This is a genomic window from Nonomuraea thailandensis, assembly GCF_024172165.1.
GTDB classification, from domain to species: domain Bacteria; phylum Actinomycetota; class Actinomycetes; order Streptosporangiales; family Streptosporangiaceae; genus Nonomuraea; species Nonomuraea thailandensis.
The window spans coordinates 2,568,003-2,582,134 of the sequence record NZ_JAMZEB010000002.1 but is presented as its reverse complement, the minus strand read 5'-3'; the positions used below and the strand labels follow the sequence as shown (position 1 = coordinate 2,582,134).

The following is a 14,132-nucleotide window of genomic DNA, read 5'->3' as shown; positions in this document are numbered from 1 at the left end:
ACATGTTGAGCTCCAGGAAAGGCCCGGGACATATGGCTCAACGTATCGGAATCGTGATCCTTTGCCTGCAATGTTCGGGCCAGATCTTGTCCTGGCCTCGGCGCGGCACACGCGCTCATCGAGCCGGGCGCTGAGGCTCCAGGGTCGTCGTGAGCCGGGTCAGTGCCTCGGTGATCTGCTCGGGGGTGAGGCCGAGCACCGTGCGCTGGTAGCCGTACACCTCGGGGGCCAGAGGGGCGAGCAGGACGTCGACCAGCGCGTCCGGGCGGGGCGTGCCCGCGGCGGCCAGGAGCGCGCGCACGTGGGCGCGCCAGAAGCCGTACGCGCCCGTCTCGAAGCGGGAGCGGCCCACCTCCGAGCCGAGCACCAGGTGGGAGTGGTCTTCCAGCAGGCGGACCATGGCGGCGTAGAAGGCGGCCAGCCGCTCGGCGGGCGGCGCGCCCGGCCCCAGGGGCGGCTCGCCGCGCAGCAGGCGTTCCTGCAGCTCTCTCTCGTGCTCGTCCAGCAGCGCCACGGCGATCGACGCGCGGTCGGGATAGCGGCGGTAGAGCGTGCCCCGGCCCACCCCGGCCGTCCTGGCGATGTCGTCCATCGTCACGTCCTGCGGGGGCCGCTCCGCGAACAGCAGGGCGGCCGCCTCCAGGATGCGGGCGCGGTTGCGGGCGGCGTCGGCTCTCTCCATGCACCCGATTGTATCCGGACACAGCGTCCGCTTATAGTGAAGCGGACGGTGTGTCCAATTACCTGTGTGAGGAGAGATCATGCTGCTGCACCTGGACGCCAGCGCCCGCCGGGCGTCGTTCTCGCGGAAACTGTCAGGCGTGTACGCCGACACCTGGCGGGCCGCCCACCCCCAGGCCGGCTACGTCTACCGCGACCTGGCCGCGCGGCCCGTGCCGCACATCGGCGAGGCGTGGACCGAGCTGTGCGACCACATCCTGGAGCACGAGATCACCGACATCGCGCGCTACCGGGAGGCGGCTCGCACCCCCGATCGGCGGCAGGCGTGGGCCGTCGTGGAGCCGCTGCTGGACGAGGTGGTCGCGGCCGAGGTGATCCTCATCGGCACGCCGATGTACAACTACTCGATCCCCTCGGCGCTGAAGGCCTGGCTGGACCAGATCACCTTTCCCGGGATGTCGCTCGAAGGCCGCAGGTTCGTCGTGACGAGCGCCCGCGGCGGCGCGTACGGCCCCGGCACGCCGCGGGAGCCGTACGACCATCAGGAGCGTTACCTGCGCGACTTCTTCAAGGGCCACTTCCGGGTCGAGGACGTGACGTTCATCCACGCCGAGCTCGTCAACGCCCGCCTCGACCCGGCGCTGGCCCACCTGCGCGACCGGCACGAGGAATCGCTCGCCGCGGCGCTGAAGGAGGCGGCGCGGTGAGCTGGCTGACCCTGCTGCTGGCCGGGCTCGTCGAGGTGGCCTGGTCACAGTCCATCAAGCCGACGCAGAACTTCACCCGGCCGCTGCCCACGCTGGTCTGCCTGATCCTGATGGCCGCCGCCGTCTGGCTGCTGTCCCAGGCCATGAACACGTTGCCGGTCGGCACCGCGTACGCCGTCTTCACCGGCATCGGCGCCGTCGGCGCGATCACCTTGGGCATCGTGCTGAACGACGACCCCGTGTCAGTGGGCAGGATGGCGGCTCTCGCCCTGATCGTCGGCGGCATCGTGCTGGCCCGGGTCACCACCTGAGCCGTCGGCGGCGTCCCGGATGGCCTGGATCAGCGCGCTGGTGGCCGGCGGGTCGGGCGGATCGCCGTAGGTGGCGGCGTACAGGCGGCGGGTGAAGCCGGCGAGCTCGGTGGTGTGCACGCCGGGATGGCGGTGGGCCTGCAGCGCGAGGCCGGGCAGGGTGGTGACGCCCGCGCCGGCGGCGACGAGGGCCTGCACGACGACCATGTCGTCGCTGAGCGATGCGATGCGCGGGGTGAAGCCTTCGTGCCGGCACACCGTGACCAGTTCGTTCTGGCACCGTTCGCAGCCGCCGATCCACGGGGAGTGGCGGTGGTTCGCGATGCTGTCGCCGGGCCGGCGGCTGATGAGGTGGATCGGGTCGTCGCCCACGTGGACGAGGCGGAATCCCTCTTCCTCCTCCTCCACCGGGGCGCCGGCGTACCGGAAGACGAGTGCGACGTCGACCTTGCCCTGGCGCAGGAGCTGGAGCGCTTCGACCGGGTGCTGGTCGACGAGGACCAGCTCCAGCCCGGGATGCGCCTGGGCCAGGGCGGTGGCCGCCTTCGGCACGATCGTGCTCAGCGACGAGGAGTTGGCGGCCAGGCGCACCCGCCCCGCCCGCAGGCCGACCTGCGCCGCCAGCTCGCTGGTCGCCGCGTCGACCCGTCCCACGATCTCGGCGGCCCGGGCGGCCAGCAGACGGCCCTCGGGGGTCAGCCGGATCCCGCGCCCCGCCCTCTGGACGAGCTTGACGCCGGTGGCCGCTTCCAGGCGGGACAGGTAGTGGCTCACCGACGGCTGCGAGTAGTGCAGCTCTCTGGCCGCTTCGGTCACGGACCCGTGTCGCGCCACCGCGGCCAGCACCTTGAGGTGGATCAGGTTCAGCACTTATCAAGAATATGCATATAAATCTCGATTTATTGGCATTAGACATCATCTGTGCATCCGGCCATGCTCATGGATGAGAGCGCCGGCCTCGGCGCCCGGCCGACCGAGGAGCGCACGGTGAGCAGGCTCAGGTGTCACATCTCGATCTCGCTGGACGGTCTCGTCGCCGGCCCCGGCCAGGGCGCCTCGGCATGACCCGCACGACGACCAGCGGCCGCCCCGCCGGGCGCCGCGCCGACGGCACGACGCGGAGGAGAGCACCATGCGACCTGATCACCTGCAGCGCTTCATCGACGACGTAGGACTCGTGGTGGGCGGCACCGACGACGAGCACGAGATCACGGCGCGGGTCGCCGAGCTGCTGTCGGCCCTGCTGGCCGGTGGTTACCGGCTCCCGGCGGAGCTCACGCGGGCATCGTCAGAGCGTCACCTGACGTACCCGCTCCACATCGCTCCCGACGAGAGCTGGTCGCTGGCGGCCGTGGTCTGGGACGTGGGCCAGCGGACCAAGGTGCACTCGCACGAGACGTGGGGCGTCGCCGGCGTGTACGCGGGGGTCGAGCACGAGATCCGGTACCTCAAGCCGGCGGAGTCCGCGGCGGGCGCGCCGCTGGTGCCGGCCGGCGAATCGCGGTGGGTGCCGGGGCAGGTGACCGTCTGCTGCACGACCGACGACGACGTCCATGCCGTCGCGGCCGTCGGCCGCGAGCCCACTGTGGGGATCCACGTCTACGGCGGCGACATCGGCACGATCAGACGGCGGGCGTACGACCCCGCCACCGGCGCATGCGACTGGTTCGTCTCCGGCTGGGACAGCCCTGCCCGGTGACCGCCGGCGCCTGCCGCCAGCCGTCCGGGCTCAGTCGAGGAGCTGGACGTGGCCGTCGGTGCCGTGGACGCGGATCCGCTGCCCGTCCCGGATCAGCCGGGTGGCGTGCTCCACCCCCACGACGGCCGGCAGGCCGTACTCCCGCGCGATCACCGCGCCGTGCGTCATGAGGCCGCCCACCTCCGTCACCAGCCCGGCGACGGTGACGAACAGCGGGGTCCAGCTCGGGTCGGTGTAGGGGGTGACCAGGATGTCGCCCGCCTCCAGGTCGGCGTGCGCCATGTCCGTGACGACCCGGGCACGGCCCTCGACGGTGCCGGCCGAGACCGGGAGGCCGGGCAGCGCGCCGGGCGGGAGGTCGTCCCGCCGGTACCGGCCGTTGAGGGCCTCGCCGTCGGAGGTGAGGACCCGGGGCGGGGTGAGCGCCTCGTACGAGCGGAACGCCTCCCGCCTCTCCCGGATGAGCGCGGCGTCCGCCCGGCCGGCGCGCATGACCTCCCGCAGCTCCTCGAACCGCAGGAAGTAGAGGTCGTCCGGCTCGCGCAGGGCGCCGGAGCCGACGAGGCGGCCGGCTTCGCGCAGCAACGCCTGCTTGTAGACGAAGTAGCGGCTGATCATGCCGTACTTGGGGTACTCGCGGAACCCGGCGAAGGCGCGGACGCGGTCGATCATCCGTTTGGTCTCCGCGGCCTTGCGCTCCCCGCCGGGCAGGGCGCGCAGCCGTGTCAGCACGTCCTGTTCCTTGCGTCGTGCCTCCTGAAGCCCTTGGTCGAAGTGGCGCCTGCCCGCGCCCGGCTCGAAGTTCCTGACGTTGCCGAGGATGGTGGGGACGAGCGTGGCGGGGTCCTCGCTCCAGCGCGTCCTGGTGATGTCGATCTCGCCCGCGCAGCGCATGCCGTACTCGTCGAGGAAGCCCCGGAAGGCGTCCTGCGCCTCCCGCCCGCCGGGCAGCCCGGCCAGCTCGTCCAGGAAGCCCTCGCCCGAGCGGCCCTCGTCCACGACGCGGTGCAGGAACGCCACGACGCCGGCGTGCGGCCGGACCGCGTCCGCGACGTCGAGGAGGGCCAGCCCCATCTCGGACGTGACGTTGTGGGGGACGGACTGCGTGAGCGCGTCGGCCGCGTTCTTCTCGCCCAGCCACGACTCCAGGTGGTCGTTGAGCCACCAGGTCGCCTCCATCCCCGCCGTGATCACCTGCATGCTCCGCGGCTCGGCCAGGGTGCGCCTCAGCTCCGCGAGGTCGGACAGGATGAAGTCGAGCAGCGCCGGGCCGGACAGGGCCCGGATCTCCCGCCGAAGGGTGGCGATGGACTCCTGGGTGCGCCGGATCATCTCGGTGACGACGGCCGGATCGGTCTCGATCGTGGAGAGCGCGCCGCCGGCGGGTGCGCCGGGGAAGCCCTCGTCAGGGCGGGAGCGGATGAAGTCGCCGCGGTCGACGACGGTCTGGAGCGCGTCGCGGATCAGCGGGTCGGACCTGCCCAGGGTCTCGATGAGCCACGAGCGGCCCGCGGCCGTCCCCAGGATGGGGGCCACGTCGACGAACAGCCGCCCGCCCGCCTCGCTCATCGGCCGCTGGGTCGTCAGCTGCCACACGGACAGCCCCAGCGGCTTCATCGCGTCGGTCATCATCTGCTGGTGGCCGACCGAGACGTAGACGTGGTTGTCCTGGTCGTCGGTGACGGGGACGGGGAACAGGGTGGTGATCGGCCGGCTCTGGACGATGTGGAAGTCGTCGCCGGTCAGGCACCATTCGATGTCCTGGGGCCGGCCGAAGTGCGCTTCGATGCGCCGGCCCAGCCGCGCCAGGCGCACGGCCTGCGCGTCCGTCAGCACCGGCCGCCGCTGCCGCCCCGGCTCGACGGGCACGTCCCGGGTGCCGCCGCCCGCCGACGCCTCGACGAGCCGCGGCTTGGTGGCGACCGTCGCGGCGACGACCTCGTCGTCGCGGACCGTGTAGACGTCGCCGGCCACCAGACCGGAGACGAGCGGCTCGCCGAGCCCCCAGCCGGCCTCCACCGTGGCGACCTTCCGGTTCGAGGTCACGGGGTCGGCGGTGAAGAGCATCCCCGCCGCGTCCGGGAACACCATCCGCTGCACGACCACGGCCATCCGCACCTTGCGGTGGTCGAAGCCGTTGCGGCACCGGTAGATCACCGCCCGCTCGGTGAACAGCGAGGCCCAGCACCGCCGGACGTGCAGCAGGATCTCCGCCAGGCCCGCGATGTTGAGGTAGGAGTCCTGCTGGCCGGCGAAGGACGCCGTCGGCAGGTCCTCCGCCGTCGCGCTGGACCGCACCGCGCAGGCGACCGGCTCCCCGAGCCGGGCCAGCGCCGCGCCGATCTCCGCCGCGAGCTCGTCGGGCACGGCGGCGCCTTCGATGACGCGGCGGACCTCGGCGCTCAGGGTGCGGATCGCCGCGTGGTCGCCGGCTTCCACGCGCGACAGCCGGTCGAGGTGAGCGCCGATCGGCGGCGCCTCGGCCACGACCCGCCGGAAGGCGTGGGTCGAGACGCAGAAGCCGTCCGGCACGCTGATGCCGGCGATGCGCGAGAGCTCGCCCAGGTGAGCCCCCTTCCCGCCGGCCTCCGCGATGTCCGACGACCCGATCTGCTGGAAATCCATCACGTAACGCACGTCCACCGCTCCATCGTCCGCCGGGCTGGACGGGCCATTATGGAGCACTTTTCCGCGCCTCATGAGGTGCCCGGATCTGCTATAACCTGATAGTGGCAGGGGGTTTCGTCATGAGCCGCTGCCAAGAGGTTGCGCGGTCCGGCTCGCGAGGCGGGGCCGCAGGAGGATGACGGCGGTGAGGATCGCGGCCAGGTAGAAGCCGCCCGCGCCGAGCATGCCCGCGGTGTAGCCACTGGTGAGCGCGTCCGGCACGGGCGTGCCCGCAGGCCGGCTCGCGGTGGCGGTGGCTGCGACGCCGGCCAGGACGGCCAGGCCCAGCGCGCCGCCGATCTGCTGGCTGGTGTTGACCAGGCCGGAAGCGATGCCCGAGTCCCGCGCCGCGACACCCTGCACGCCCCCGATGGTGGCCGCGACGAAGCCGATGCCCAGGCCGATCCCGCCGGCGAGCTGGGCGGGCAGCAGCACCAGCAGCGGGTTCTGGCCGGGGGTCAGCAGGCTGAACCAGCCCATCGCCGCGGCGGCCACCGCCATCCCGGTCGCCAGGACGATCCGGGTGGAGGTGCGGGCCTGCAGCCTGGGCCCGACGAGGCCGGAGCCGATGCCGATGCCGATGGCGAACGGCAGGTACGCCAGCCCGGTGATCATGGGCGAGTACTGGTTGATCGTCTGCATGTAGAGGGTGAGGAAGTAGAAGGTGGCGAGCTGTCCGGCGCCCATGAGCAGCATCACCAGGTTGGCGCCGAGCCTGCCGCGGTCGGCCGGCACGCTCGGGGGCAGCATCGGGGTGCGCGCGCCGCGCTGGATGAGGACGAACGCGACCAGCAGCGCGAGGGCTGCCGCGCCGAAGGCGAGGGTGAGCGCGTCACCGGCGCCGTGGGAGCCCGCCCGGTTGATGGCGTACACCAGCGCGCCGAGCGCCAGGGTCACGGTGACCGCGCCGGGCAGGTCGAGGCCGCCGCGCTCGCGGGTGCCCGGCCGCAGGGCGAAGGTGCCGGCCAGGACCGCCAGCGCGATGGGGATGTTGATGAACATGATCCAGCGCCAGCCGAGGTACTCCGTCAGCGCGCCGCCCAGCAGCAGGCCGGCGACCGAGCCCAGGCCGCCCATGGCGCCGTAGACGCCGAGCGCCCTGTTGCGTTCGGGCCCGGCGGGGAAGGTGTCGGCGAGCAGGGAGAGCGCGGCCGGGGCGACGATCGCGGCGCCCACACCTTGCAGGACGCGGGCGGCGATCAGCACGCTGCCGTTGCCGGCCAGGCCGCCCAGCAGGGACGCGGCCAGGAAGACGGCCAGCCCCGCGCGGAACAGCCTGCGCCGCCCGAACACGTCGCCGGCGCGGCCGCCGGCCAGCAGCAGGCCGCCGAAGGCCAGGGCGTAGGAGGTGAGCACCCAGTCCAGGTCCGCCTCGGCGATGCCGAGCCCGGCGCCGATGACGGGCAGGCCGACGGTGACGATGGTGCCGTCCATCACCATCAGCAGTTGCGCGGCGGCGATCACCAGGAGGGCCAGGCCGCTTCTTTCATGAGAGGTGTGCGAGGTCATCAGACGTCCTCAGGAGGCGGCGTGGTGGACGGCGGCGGCGAGCCGGTCGTGCTCGGGGTAGGACCAGCCGAAGCCGAAACGGCGCCGCGTGTAGCCGAAGGCGATGCCGCTCATGGGGTCGGCGAACGCCTCCGAGCCGGCCGAGCCGTCGTGGCCGAACGCGTTCGCGCTGAGGAACGGGTAGCGCAGGCCCTTGGCCTGGAAGCCGAGCGCGTAGTTGCCCTGGTCGCCGCGGACCAGGTCGGCGCCGGTGGAGTGCAGCTGGGCGAACTCGGCGACGGTGCCGGGCTTGAGGAACGGTGGCCGCCCGTCGAGGCCCCAGACGGCGGCGGCGTACAGGCCGGCCAGGCCGCGCGCGCTGCCCACCCCGCCGGCCGAGGCCTGGCCGCCGGCGCGGACGGCGCGGGTGTTGGCGAAGGCCACCTGGTCCAGCGGTGGCGTGCTGTTGAGCCCGTAGCCGATGCCGAGGATGCTGTGCGGCCCCGGCAGGTTCGACCAGAACGCGGCCTCCTGCTCCGGGGTGGCCGTCCACCACCGGATCGGCCGGAACCGTTCCTCCTCGGTCTCGGGCAGCCCCAGGTAGAGGTCCAGCCCGTACGGGGCCCGGATGCGCTCCTCGTAGACCTGTTGCAGCGAGTGGCCGGTCACCCGCCGGATCACCTCGTTCACCAGGGCGAACGTGACGAACCCGCCGTAGCCGTAGGCCGAGCCCGGCCGCCAGTACGGCCGCTGCCCGGCCAGGCGGCTCGCGATCACCGCGTCGTCGGCCAGCTCGGCCGCCGTCAGCCCGCCGTCCACGCCGATGACGCCGGAGCGGTGGGTCAGCACGTCGCGCAGCGTGATCCCGCTCTTGCCGGCGGCGGCGAACTCCGGCCAGTGCCGGGCCACCGGCTCGTCCGGATCGAGCACGCCCTCCTGCGCCAGCAGCGCCGTCACCAGCGTCGCGGCGCCCTTGGTGGAGGAGTAGACGCCGGTCAGCGTGTCGCCGCTCACCTCGTCCCCGGCCCACAGGTCCACCGCCTGCCTGCCATGCGCGTAGGCGGTGAGCTGCGCGCCCGCCTGGCCGTCCTGCTCGGCCACCACCGCGGCGAACGCCTCGCGGACCTGCTCGAAGCCGTCCGCGACCGTGCCGTGGACATCCATCCTGCTCATCGTCGGCAACCCTTCGTGAGTGAGTGTCGGTCGCCGGCATGACGGATGCCCCGGCGGAAAGGTGACCGGGCGCGGTCGCGGTCACCTTTCGCTGCTTCGCCGCGTCAACTGTCTGACGTGAGCGAGATGAGAGGATTGCGACAGTGACGCACCATGACTTCCTGGCCGACCGGTTCCAGGGGCACCGCCCCCATCTGAAGGCGGTCGCCTACCGCATGCTCGGCTCGTTGAGCGAGGCGGAGGACGCGGTCCAGGAGGCGTGGCTGCGGCTGGCGCGTTCCGACTCGGCCGACATCGACAATCTCGGCGGCTGGCTGACCACCGTGGTCGGCCGGGTGTGCCTGGACATGCTGCGCAGCCGCAAGTCCAGGGCGGAGGAGTCGCTGGAGGACCGCCTGCCCGATCCGGTGATCAGCCGGGCCGACGCCGCCGATCCGGAGCAGGAGGTGCTGCTGGCCGACTCGGTGGGCCTGGCGCTGCTGGTGGTGCTGGAGTCCCTGACTCCGGCCGAACGGCTGGCGTTCGTGCTGCACGACATGTTCGGCCTGCCGTTCGAGCAGATCGCCCCCATCGTGGACCGGACCCCCGCGACGGCCAAGAAGCTCGCCAGCCGGGCGCGCCGGCGCGTCCGCGGCGCGGCCCCGAGCCCCGATCCCGATCTGAGCAGTCAGCGCCGGGCCGTGGACGCCTTCCTCGCCGCCGCCCGCGACGGCGACTTCGCGGCGCTGGTGTCCGTCCTCGATCCCGACGTGGTGCTACGCGCCGACGGCGGGCAGCTCACCGGCGGCATGAGGGTCATCCGGGGCCTGGAGGCCGTGGCCGGGCAGCTCGCCACCTTCCAGCGCATGGCCACCAGCACCACCACCCACCCGGCGCTCGTCAACGGCCTGGCCGGTCTGGTCAACACCATCGACGACCGGCTCATCTCCGTGATGAGCTTCACCATCGCCGACGACAGGATCGCCACGATCGACATCCTGTCCGACCCCGACCGGCTGGCCGGGCTCGATCTCGCCGACCTGGAGCCGTGATGCCCGCGGGAGCGAGCCGGATGGGGAAGGCGCCGGCTCGCCGGCGTTGGACGCTCGCGTGACGGTGTCCTACGGTGACGCCATGGGACTGCGGATCGGGGCCTTGATCATCGATAGCCGGGATCCCGGACGGGTGGCCAGGTTCTGGGCAGAGGCCCTGGACTGGGTGATCACCCGGGACGAGGATCCCGAGTGGGTGGTCGAGCCGCGCGAGGGCACCCGCGACGACTGCGTGGTGGCCGACCTGTTGTTCATCAAGGTGCCCGAGCTCAAGGCGGGCAAGAACCGCCTGCACTTCGACCTGCGTCCCGAGCATCAGGCCGTGGAGGTCGCCCGCCTGGAGAAGCTGGGAGCCACCCGCGTCGACATCGGCCAGGGCGACCAGCCTTGGGTGGTGATGGCCGACCCGGAAGGCAACGAGTTCTGCGTGCAGGACGCCCATGCGCCGCAGGTCCGGGCCGAGTGGCTGCGGCGGCACGAGGCTTTCCGGCCGGCGTGACCGTGCGAAGCCTTGCGCGGCCGCTTTCTGTTAGTAAAATTAACTAACAGTTGAGCGTGTATTCGCAGGTGAGGAGACTCATGAGAAGAGCAGCCTTACGCCTCGTCGTCACCGGCCTCGGCGTCGCCGCGCTCCTCGGCGGCACGGCCCCTGTCAGCGCCACGGCCTCGACCGCCATGGTCAGCATCTACGGCTACTACCCCACCGCGGAGAGCTGCCACCACGTCGGCCAGCGGGGCCGGAGCACCGGCCTGTGGCCCTGGTACACCTGCTTCCAGTCGAACCAGCTCTGGGCCCTTCAGATTCCCTGGTAGCCGTCGTCAGGGAGCGGCCATACTGAGCTCTTGTGAAGATCGCGCGGCTTGCGGCGTCCGTGGTGGTGTGTCTTGGCGCGGCGGCCGGGTGCTCGGAACCTGTGCGATCAGGGCCCGTGACCGTCACCCCTTCGGCGGCCACCCAGCAGGTGCAGCCCCGCTCCCCGCGATGGAAGGACGTCGCGGGTGCGCGGCTGCGGGCGCGGGCGGAGCTCGTGGACGTGGTCGCCAAGGGGCCTCGGCAGGCGTGGGCGGCGGGGTTCGAGGACGGCGCGGAGGACCGCGAAGGGACCGTGGTCGTCGAGCGATGGGACGGAACGGCGTGGAGGAAGACCACGCTCGATCGCGAGCTCTACGTGACCGGGTTCGACGTGGGCGGGCCCGGTGACATCTGGATCGTGGGCGACGGGGTGGTCGTCCACGGCGACGGGCGGCGCTGGTCGTACCCGCGCCCGTCCGGGCTGGGGAGGCACCGGTTCACCGACGTCTCGGCCGACAGGGGGCGAGCGGTGCTGGTCGGTACGGATCCGGCCAGGCAGACCTCGTTCGCCGTCGAGTGGACCGGCCGGACGTTCGAGAAGCGGGCCACCTTCCAGGGCCAGTTCCTGGCGGTCACGGCCAGGCACGGGCAGGTGTGGGTGGCCGGCGCCGGGCTTCGCGACGGCTGCTCGGGCGTCAGGCCCGCGGTCTGGCACGCCGGCCCGGACGGGACGTACGCCGAGCTGCCCCTTCCCGACGTGCCGGGAGGCTACCTCAGCCAGGTGTGGGCGATCTCGCCGGACGACGTGTGGGCCGTCGGCGGGATCGGGGGCGGGACGACGCCGTGGTTCGCCTGCCGGACCGCGGCCGGGGATCCCGGGCGGGCGGAGCCGCTCGTCATGCACTGGGACGGCGTCTCCTGGCAGCGGGTGGCCGTGCCCGGCGGTGACGGGCCGCTGACGAGCGTCACCGCGTCCGGGCCCGGCGACGTGTGGGCGGCCGGGGCCGGCGGCGGCGACACCACGGTCGCCCTGCACTTCGACGGGCGGGCCTGGACCCGTGAGCGGATCTACGACCATCCGCTGGGCCGCGTGGCCGTGGCGGCGGTTCCCGGCGCGGCGGAGGTGTGGGCCGTGGGGGCGGCGAACCACGACGCCGACTTCGGCAAGGAGGTCATCCTCCGGCGGAGGTAGGGCCGGCCGGCACCGCTCGTACGCTCGGAGGCGAAGGGATTTTGCCGCGACTTTCCGTACGCCCCCGCTGGTGAAGCCGCGATTGCGGCCCGCCCATGACTTCGCCTGGGGACGCCCATCGCCCACCCCGCGCGCGGCCATATTAGGACAAACACCAACATGGCACCCGAACCTGGCAGATAACGTGACCGCATGGCCGACGCAGGGAAGGGTCAGAGGCCGATGCCCTCGCCGGGGAACAACGAGCCCAGCACCTCTCCCCGATCAAACATGTCCGACGCGCACCTCACCGCCGCGCTGGACGAGACTCTCATGTGGGCGGCACGCGCCACCGCGGCCCACATCGCCGTGCTGTACCTGCTGGACGACACCGAGCAGGTCCTGCTCATGCAGGCCGAGCTGGGGCTGCCGGGCCCGGTCGTGGGGCCGTGGTCCAGGATGCGGCGCGCGAGCGACACGCCGGTGGCCGCGTCCGTCCGCCTGAGGGAAAGGATCTGGGTCGCGGATCCGGAGGAACTGGCCCGCCGCTTTCCCGCCGCTTCGCTGCTGGCGCCCTACCACTTCTCCATCATGGCGTCCCCGATCGCCGTCGACGGGCAGGTCAAGGGGACCTGGGCGCTCATCTGGCCGGCGCCGCGCACGTCGCCGCCCCAGCAGGGCGAAGGCGAGGCCATCGAACGGGTCTCCCAGCGGCTGGGCGAGCTGCTGCAGGACGGCGGGCCGCCGGTCCTGGCCACCGGATCGCCCCGCGTCCTGCCCTCGCCCGCGGCCGCGGCGCCGGAGCCCGGGACCGCCACGGCCGCCGCCGGCTTCGCCGAGCGGCTGCGGGACGGCTGCGTCGCGGTCGACCTGCACGGCCGCGTCACCTACGTCAACCCGCCGGCGGCCGAGCTGCTCGGCGGCAGCGTGCCGGAGATCTGCGACCGGGTGCTGTGGGAGGCCGTGGGGTGGCTGCGCGACCCGTTCTTCAAGGACCGCTTCCGGGCCGCGGTGGTCGGCCAGCGCCTCACCTGTTGCACCCTGCACCCCCCGCACGGCGACCCGATCGAGATCCGGATGCATCCCGGCCCGTCCGGGGTCAGCCTGCAGCTCATGTGCGTCGACGAGGCGCCACCCGATCCGGACGGCTCGCCCGTGTCGGCGCAGCCGCACGGCGTCCACAACCTCCTGCACATGGCCGCCACGCTGACCAGCGCGCTCACCACGAGCCAGGTCATCGACGTGGTCACCGATCACATGCTGCCCATGTGCGGCGTCCAGGCCATGACGATCCTGGTCGCCGAGGGCGGCAGGATGAGGATCATCGGCTCGCACGGCTGCAGCCCCGAGCTGCTGAACCACCTCGACTTCCTGCCCCTGACATCCGTCGGCCCCGTCGGTGACGTCGCCCGGACGGGCCGGCCGGCGTTCCTCGGCGACGGGCAGGGGCCCGGAGACCAGGCCCCGGACGCGATGCCCCCCGGCGGCATGGCAGCCTGGGCGTTCCTGCCGCTGGCCTTCGCCGACCGGGTGATCGGGGTCTGCGTACTGGCCTTCGACCACCCGCGCCGCTTCGCCGGCGCCGAGCGCGCCACGCTCACCTCCCTCGCCGGCATGATGGCCCAGGCCCTGGACCGCGCCCTGCTGTACGAGGCGAAGGACAACGTGGCCCACTGCCTGCAGACCAACCTCCTGCCCCGCAGGCTCCCCGAGATCGAGGGCCTGGAGACGGCCGCCCGGTACACGCCCGCCACGCGCGGTGCGGGCATCGGCGGCGACTTCTACGACCTCATCCGCCTGCATGACAGTGCCGCCGTGGCCGTCATCGGAGACGTCCAGGGCCACAACATGGCGGCGGCGGCCCTCATGGGGCAGGTCCGCACCGCCATCCACACCTCCGTCGCCGCCGACGCGCATCTCGGCGGCGATCCGGGCGGCGTGCTCCGGCACGCCAACCGGCTGCTCCTCGACCTGGACACCGAGCTGTTCACCAGTTGCCTGGTCGTCCATCTCGACCTGCGCCTGCGCGCGTTCTCCGCGGCCAACGCCGGCCACATGCCGCCCCTGCTGCGCGTCCCCCACGGCAGCGCCGAGCCCGTGGACGTCCCGCCGGGGCCGCTGCTCGGCATCGATCCGGACGCGGAGTACCACCCGGTGCAGGTGCCGTTCTCGCCCGGCGCCGTCCTGGCCCTGTACACCGACGGTCTCGTCGAGAGGCCGGACACGCACCTGGGCGAGGCCATCGCCGGCCTGGCCGCGCAGCTCACGCAGGCCGCCGACCAGCCGCTCCACCGGCTCAGCGAGACGCTGCTCGACTGCGCGCCCGACGCCGAGCAGCGCTGCGACGACATCGCGCTGCTGCTGCTCAAGCACCAGCAGCCCGCGCGCTGACCCGCGAGGCGGCCTCCTGG

Annotated in this window: 14 protein-coding genes; 9 read left to right on the top strand and 5 right to left on the bottom strand. The window is 72.7% G+C overall.

From position 1 onward, the window contains the following. Positions 1 to 115 precede the first annotated feature (115 nt). On the bottom strand, positions 116 to 682 hold the full coding sequence (locus HD597_RS15805; RefSeq protein WP_253742955.1) for a TetR/AcrR family transcriptional regulator: 567 nt from the start codon (positions 680 to 682) through the stop codon (positions 116 to 118). Positions 683 to 761: 79 nt separating this feature from the next. On the opposite strand from HD597_RS15805, the gene HD597_RS15800 reads away from it, so the two are divergent. Together HD597_RS15800 and HD597_RS15795 are read left to right on the top strand one after the other, a co-directional pair. After that, positions 762 to 1,388 (top strand): FMN-dependent NADH-azoreductase, encoded by a 627-nt coding sequence (locus HD597_RS15800; RefSeq protein WP_253742954.1) that lies wholly within the window; start codon positions 762 to 764, stop codon positions 1,386 to 1,388. Continuing rightward, positions 1,385 to 1,699, top strand: coding sequence for a DMT family transporter (locus HD597_RS15795; RefSeq protein ID WP_253742953.1), 315 nt, complete (start codon positions 1,385 to 1,387; stop codon positions 1,697 to 1,699). The genes HD597_RS15800 and HD597_RS15795 overlap by 4 nt, the downstream gene beginning before the upstream one ends. Here the strand turns inward: HD597_RS15795 and HD597_RS15790 are convergent. Beyond that, complete coding sequence (locus HD597_RS15790) at positions 1,631 to 2,569, bottom strand: LysR family transcriptional regulator (RefSeq protein WP_253742952.1); 939 nt, start codon at positions 2,567 to 2,569, stop codon at positions 1,631 to 1,633. The two genes, HD597_RS15795 and HD597_RS15790, sit on opposite strands and share 69 nt — an antisense overlap. A gap of 63 nt (positions 2,570 to 2,632) precedes the next feature. On the opposite strand from HD597_RS15790, the gene HD597_RS64480 reads away from it, so the two are divergent. Together HD597_RS64480 and HD597_RS15785 are read left to right on the top strand one after the other, a co-directional pair. Beyond that, positions 2,633 to 2,764 carry a hypothetical protein gene (locus tag HD597_RS64480; RefSeq protein WP_276082923.1) on the top strand — a complete coding sequence of 44 codons (132 nt, stop codon included), beginning with the start codon at positions 2,633 to 2,635 and terminating at the stop codon, positions 2,762 to 2,764. Between the two features lie 67 nt (positions 2,765 to 2,831). Next, complete coding sequence (locus HD597_RS15785; RefSeq protein WP_253742951.1) at positions 2,832 to 3,398, top strand: cysteine dioxygenase family protein; 567 nt, start codon at positions 2,832 to 2,834, stop codon at positions 3,396 to 3,398. A 30-nt stretch (positions 3,399 to 3,428) separates the two neighbouring features. Here the strand turns inward: HD597_RS15785 and rph are convergent, their stop codons facing one another. From rph to HD597_RS15770, 3 genes are all read right to left on the bottom strand, one after another. Then, positions 3,429 to 6,035, bottom strand: a complete 2,607-nt coding sequence (gene rph, locus HD597_RS15780; protein ID WP_253742950.1) for a rifamycin-inactivating phosphotransferase — start codon at positions 6,033 to 6,035, stop codon at positions 3,429 to 3,431. A 108-nt stretch (positions 6,036 to 6,143) separates the two neighbouring features. After that, positions 6,144 to 7,574: an MFS transporter gene (locus HD597_RS15775; RefSeq protein ID WP_253742949.1), complete on the bottom strand. Its 1,431-nt coding sequence runs from the start codon at positions 7,572 to 7,574 to the stop codon at positions 6,144 to 6,146. A gap of 9 nt (positions 7,575 to 7,583) precedes the next feature. Next, the gene (locus tag HD597_RS15770; protein WP_253742948.1) at positions 7,584 to 8,726 is read right to left on the bottom strand and encodes a serine hydrolase domain-containing protein; all 1,143 of its coding nucleotides are present in this window, start codon (positions 8,724 to 8,726) and stop codon (positions 7,584 to 7,586) included. A gap of 143 nt (positions 8,727 to 8,869) precedes the next feature. Here HD597_RS15770 and sigJ point away from each other — a divergent pair, with 143 nt between their 5' ends. The 5 genes from sigJ to HD597_RS15745 all read left to right on the top strand — a co-directional run bounded on the left by sigJ (position 8,870) and on the right by HD597_RS15745 (position 14,112). Next, a complete protein-coding gene (gene sigJ / locus HD597_RS15765) occupies positions 8,870 to 9,757 on the top strand; it encodes an RNA polymerase sigma factor SigJ (protein WP_253742947.1) in 888 nt (295 codons plus the stop codon). A gap of 82 nt (positions 9,758 to 9,839) precedes the next feature. Next, a complete protein-coding gene (locus tag HD597_RS15760; protein WP_253742946.1) occupies positions 9,840 to 10,256 on the top strand; it encodes a VOC family protein in 417 nt (138 codons plus the stop codon). An 80-nt stretch (positions 10,257 to 10,336) separates the two neighbouring features. Next, a complete protein-coding gene (locus tag HD597_RS15755; RefSeq protein WP_253742945.1) occupies positions 10,337 to 10,570 on the top strand; it encodes a hypothetical protein in 234 nt (77 codons plus the stop codon). Positions 10,571 to 10,686: 116 nt separating this feature from the next. Continuing rightward, a complete protein-coding gene (locus HD597_RS15750) occupies positions 10,687 to 11,742 on the top strand; it encodes a hypothetical protein (protein WP_253742944.1) in 1,056 nt (351 codons plus the stop codon). A gap of 270 nt (positions 11,743 to 12,012) precedes the next feature. Beyond that, complete coding sequence (locus HD597_RS15745; protein ID WP_253742943.1) at positions 12,013 to 14,112, top strand: SpoIIE family protein phosphatase; 2,100 nt, start codon at positions 12,013 to 12,015, stop codon at positions 14,110 to 14,112. Positions 14,113 to 14,132: the final 20 nt, after the last annotated feature.

Excerpts from the sequence above, each read along its gene's own strand:
- HD597_RS15760 (WP_253742946.1), top strand. The coding sequence starts at position 9,840 with ATGGGACTGCGGATCGGGGCCTTGATCATCGATAGCCGGGATCCCGGA.
- HD597_RS15785 (WP_253742951.1), top strand. The coding sequence starts at position 2,832 with ATGCGACCTGATCACCTGCAGCGCTTCATCGACGACGTAGGACTCGTG.
- HD597_RS15755 (WP_253742945.1), top strand. The coding sequence starts at position 10,337 with ATGAGAAGAGCAGCCTTACGCCTCGTCGTCACCGGCCTCGGCGTCGCC.
- HD597_RS15775 (WP_253742949.1), bottom strand. The coding sequence starts at position 7,574 with ATGACCTCGCACACCTCTCATGAAAGAAGCGGCCTGGCCCTCCTGGTG.
- HD597_RS15800 (WP_253742954.1), top strand. The coding sequence starts at position 762 with ATGCTGCTGCACCTGGACGCCAGCGCCCGCCGGGCGTCGTTCTCGCGG.
- HD597_RS15770 (WP_253742948.1), bottom strand. The coding sequence starts at position 8,726 with ATGAGCAGGATGGATGTCCACGGCACGGTCGCGGACGGCTTCGAGCAG.
- HD597_RS15745 (WP_253742943.1), top strand. The coding sequence starts at position 12,013 with ATGTCCGACGCGCACCTCACCGCCGCGCTGGACGAGACTCTCATGTGG.
- HD597_RS15805 (WP_253742955.1), bottom strand. The coding sequence starts at position 682 with ATGGAGAGAGCCGACGCCGCCCGCAACCGCGCCCGCATCCTGGAGGCG.
- HD597_RS64480 (WP_276082923.1), top strand. The coding sequence starts at position 2,633 with ATGCTCATGGATGAGAGCGCCGGCCTCGGCGCCCGGCCGACCGAGGAG.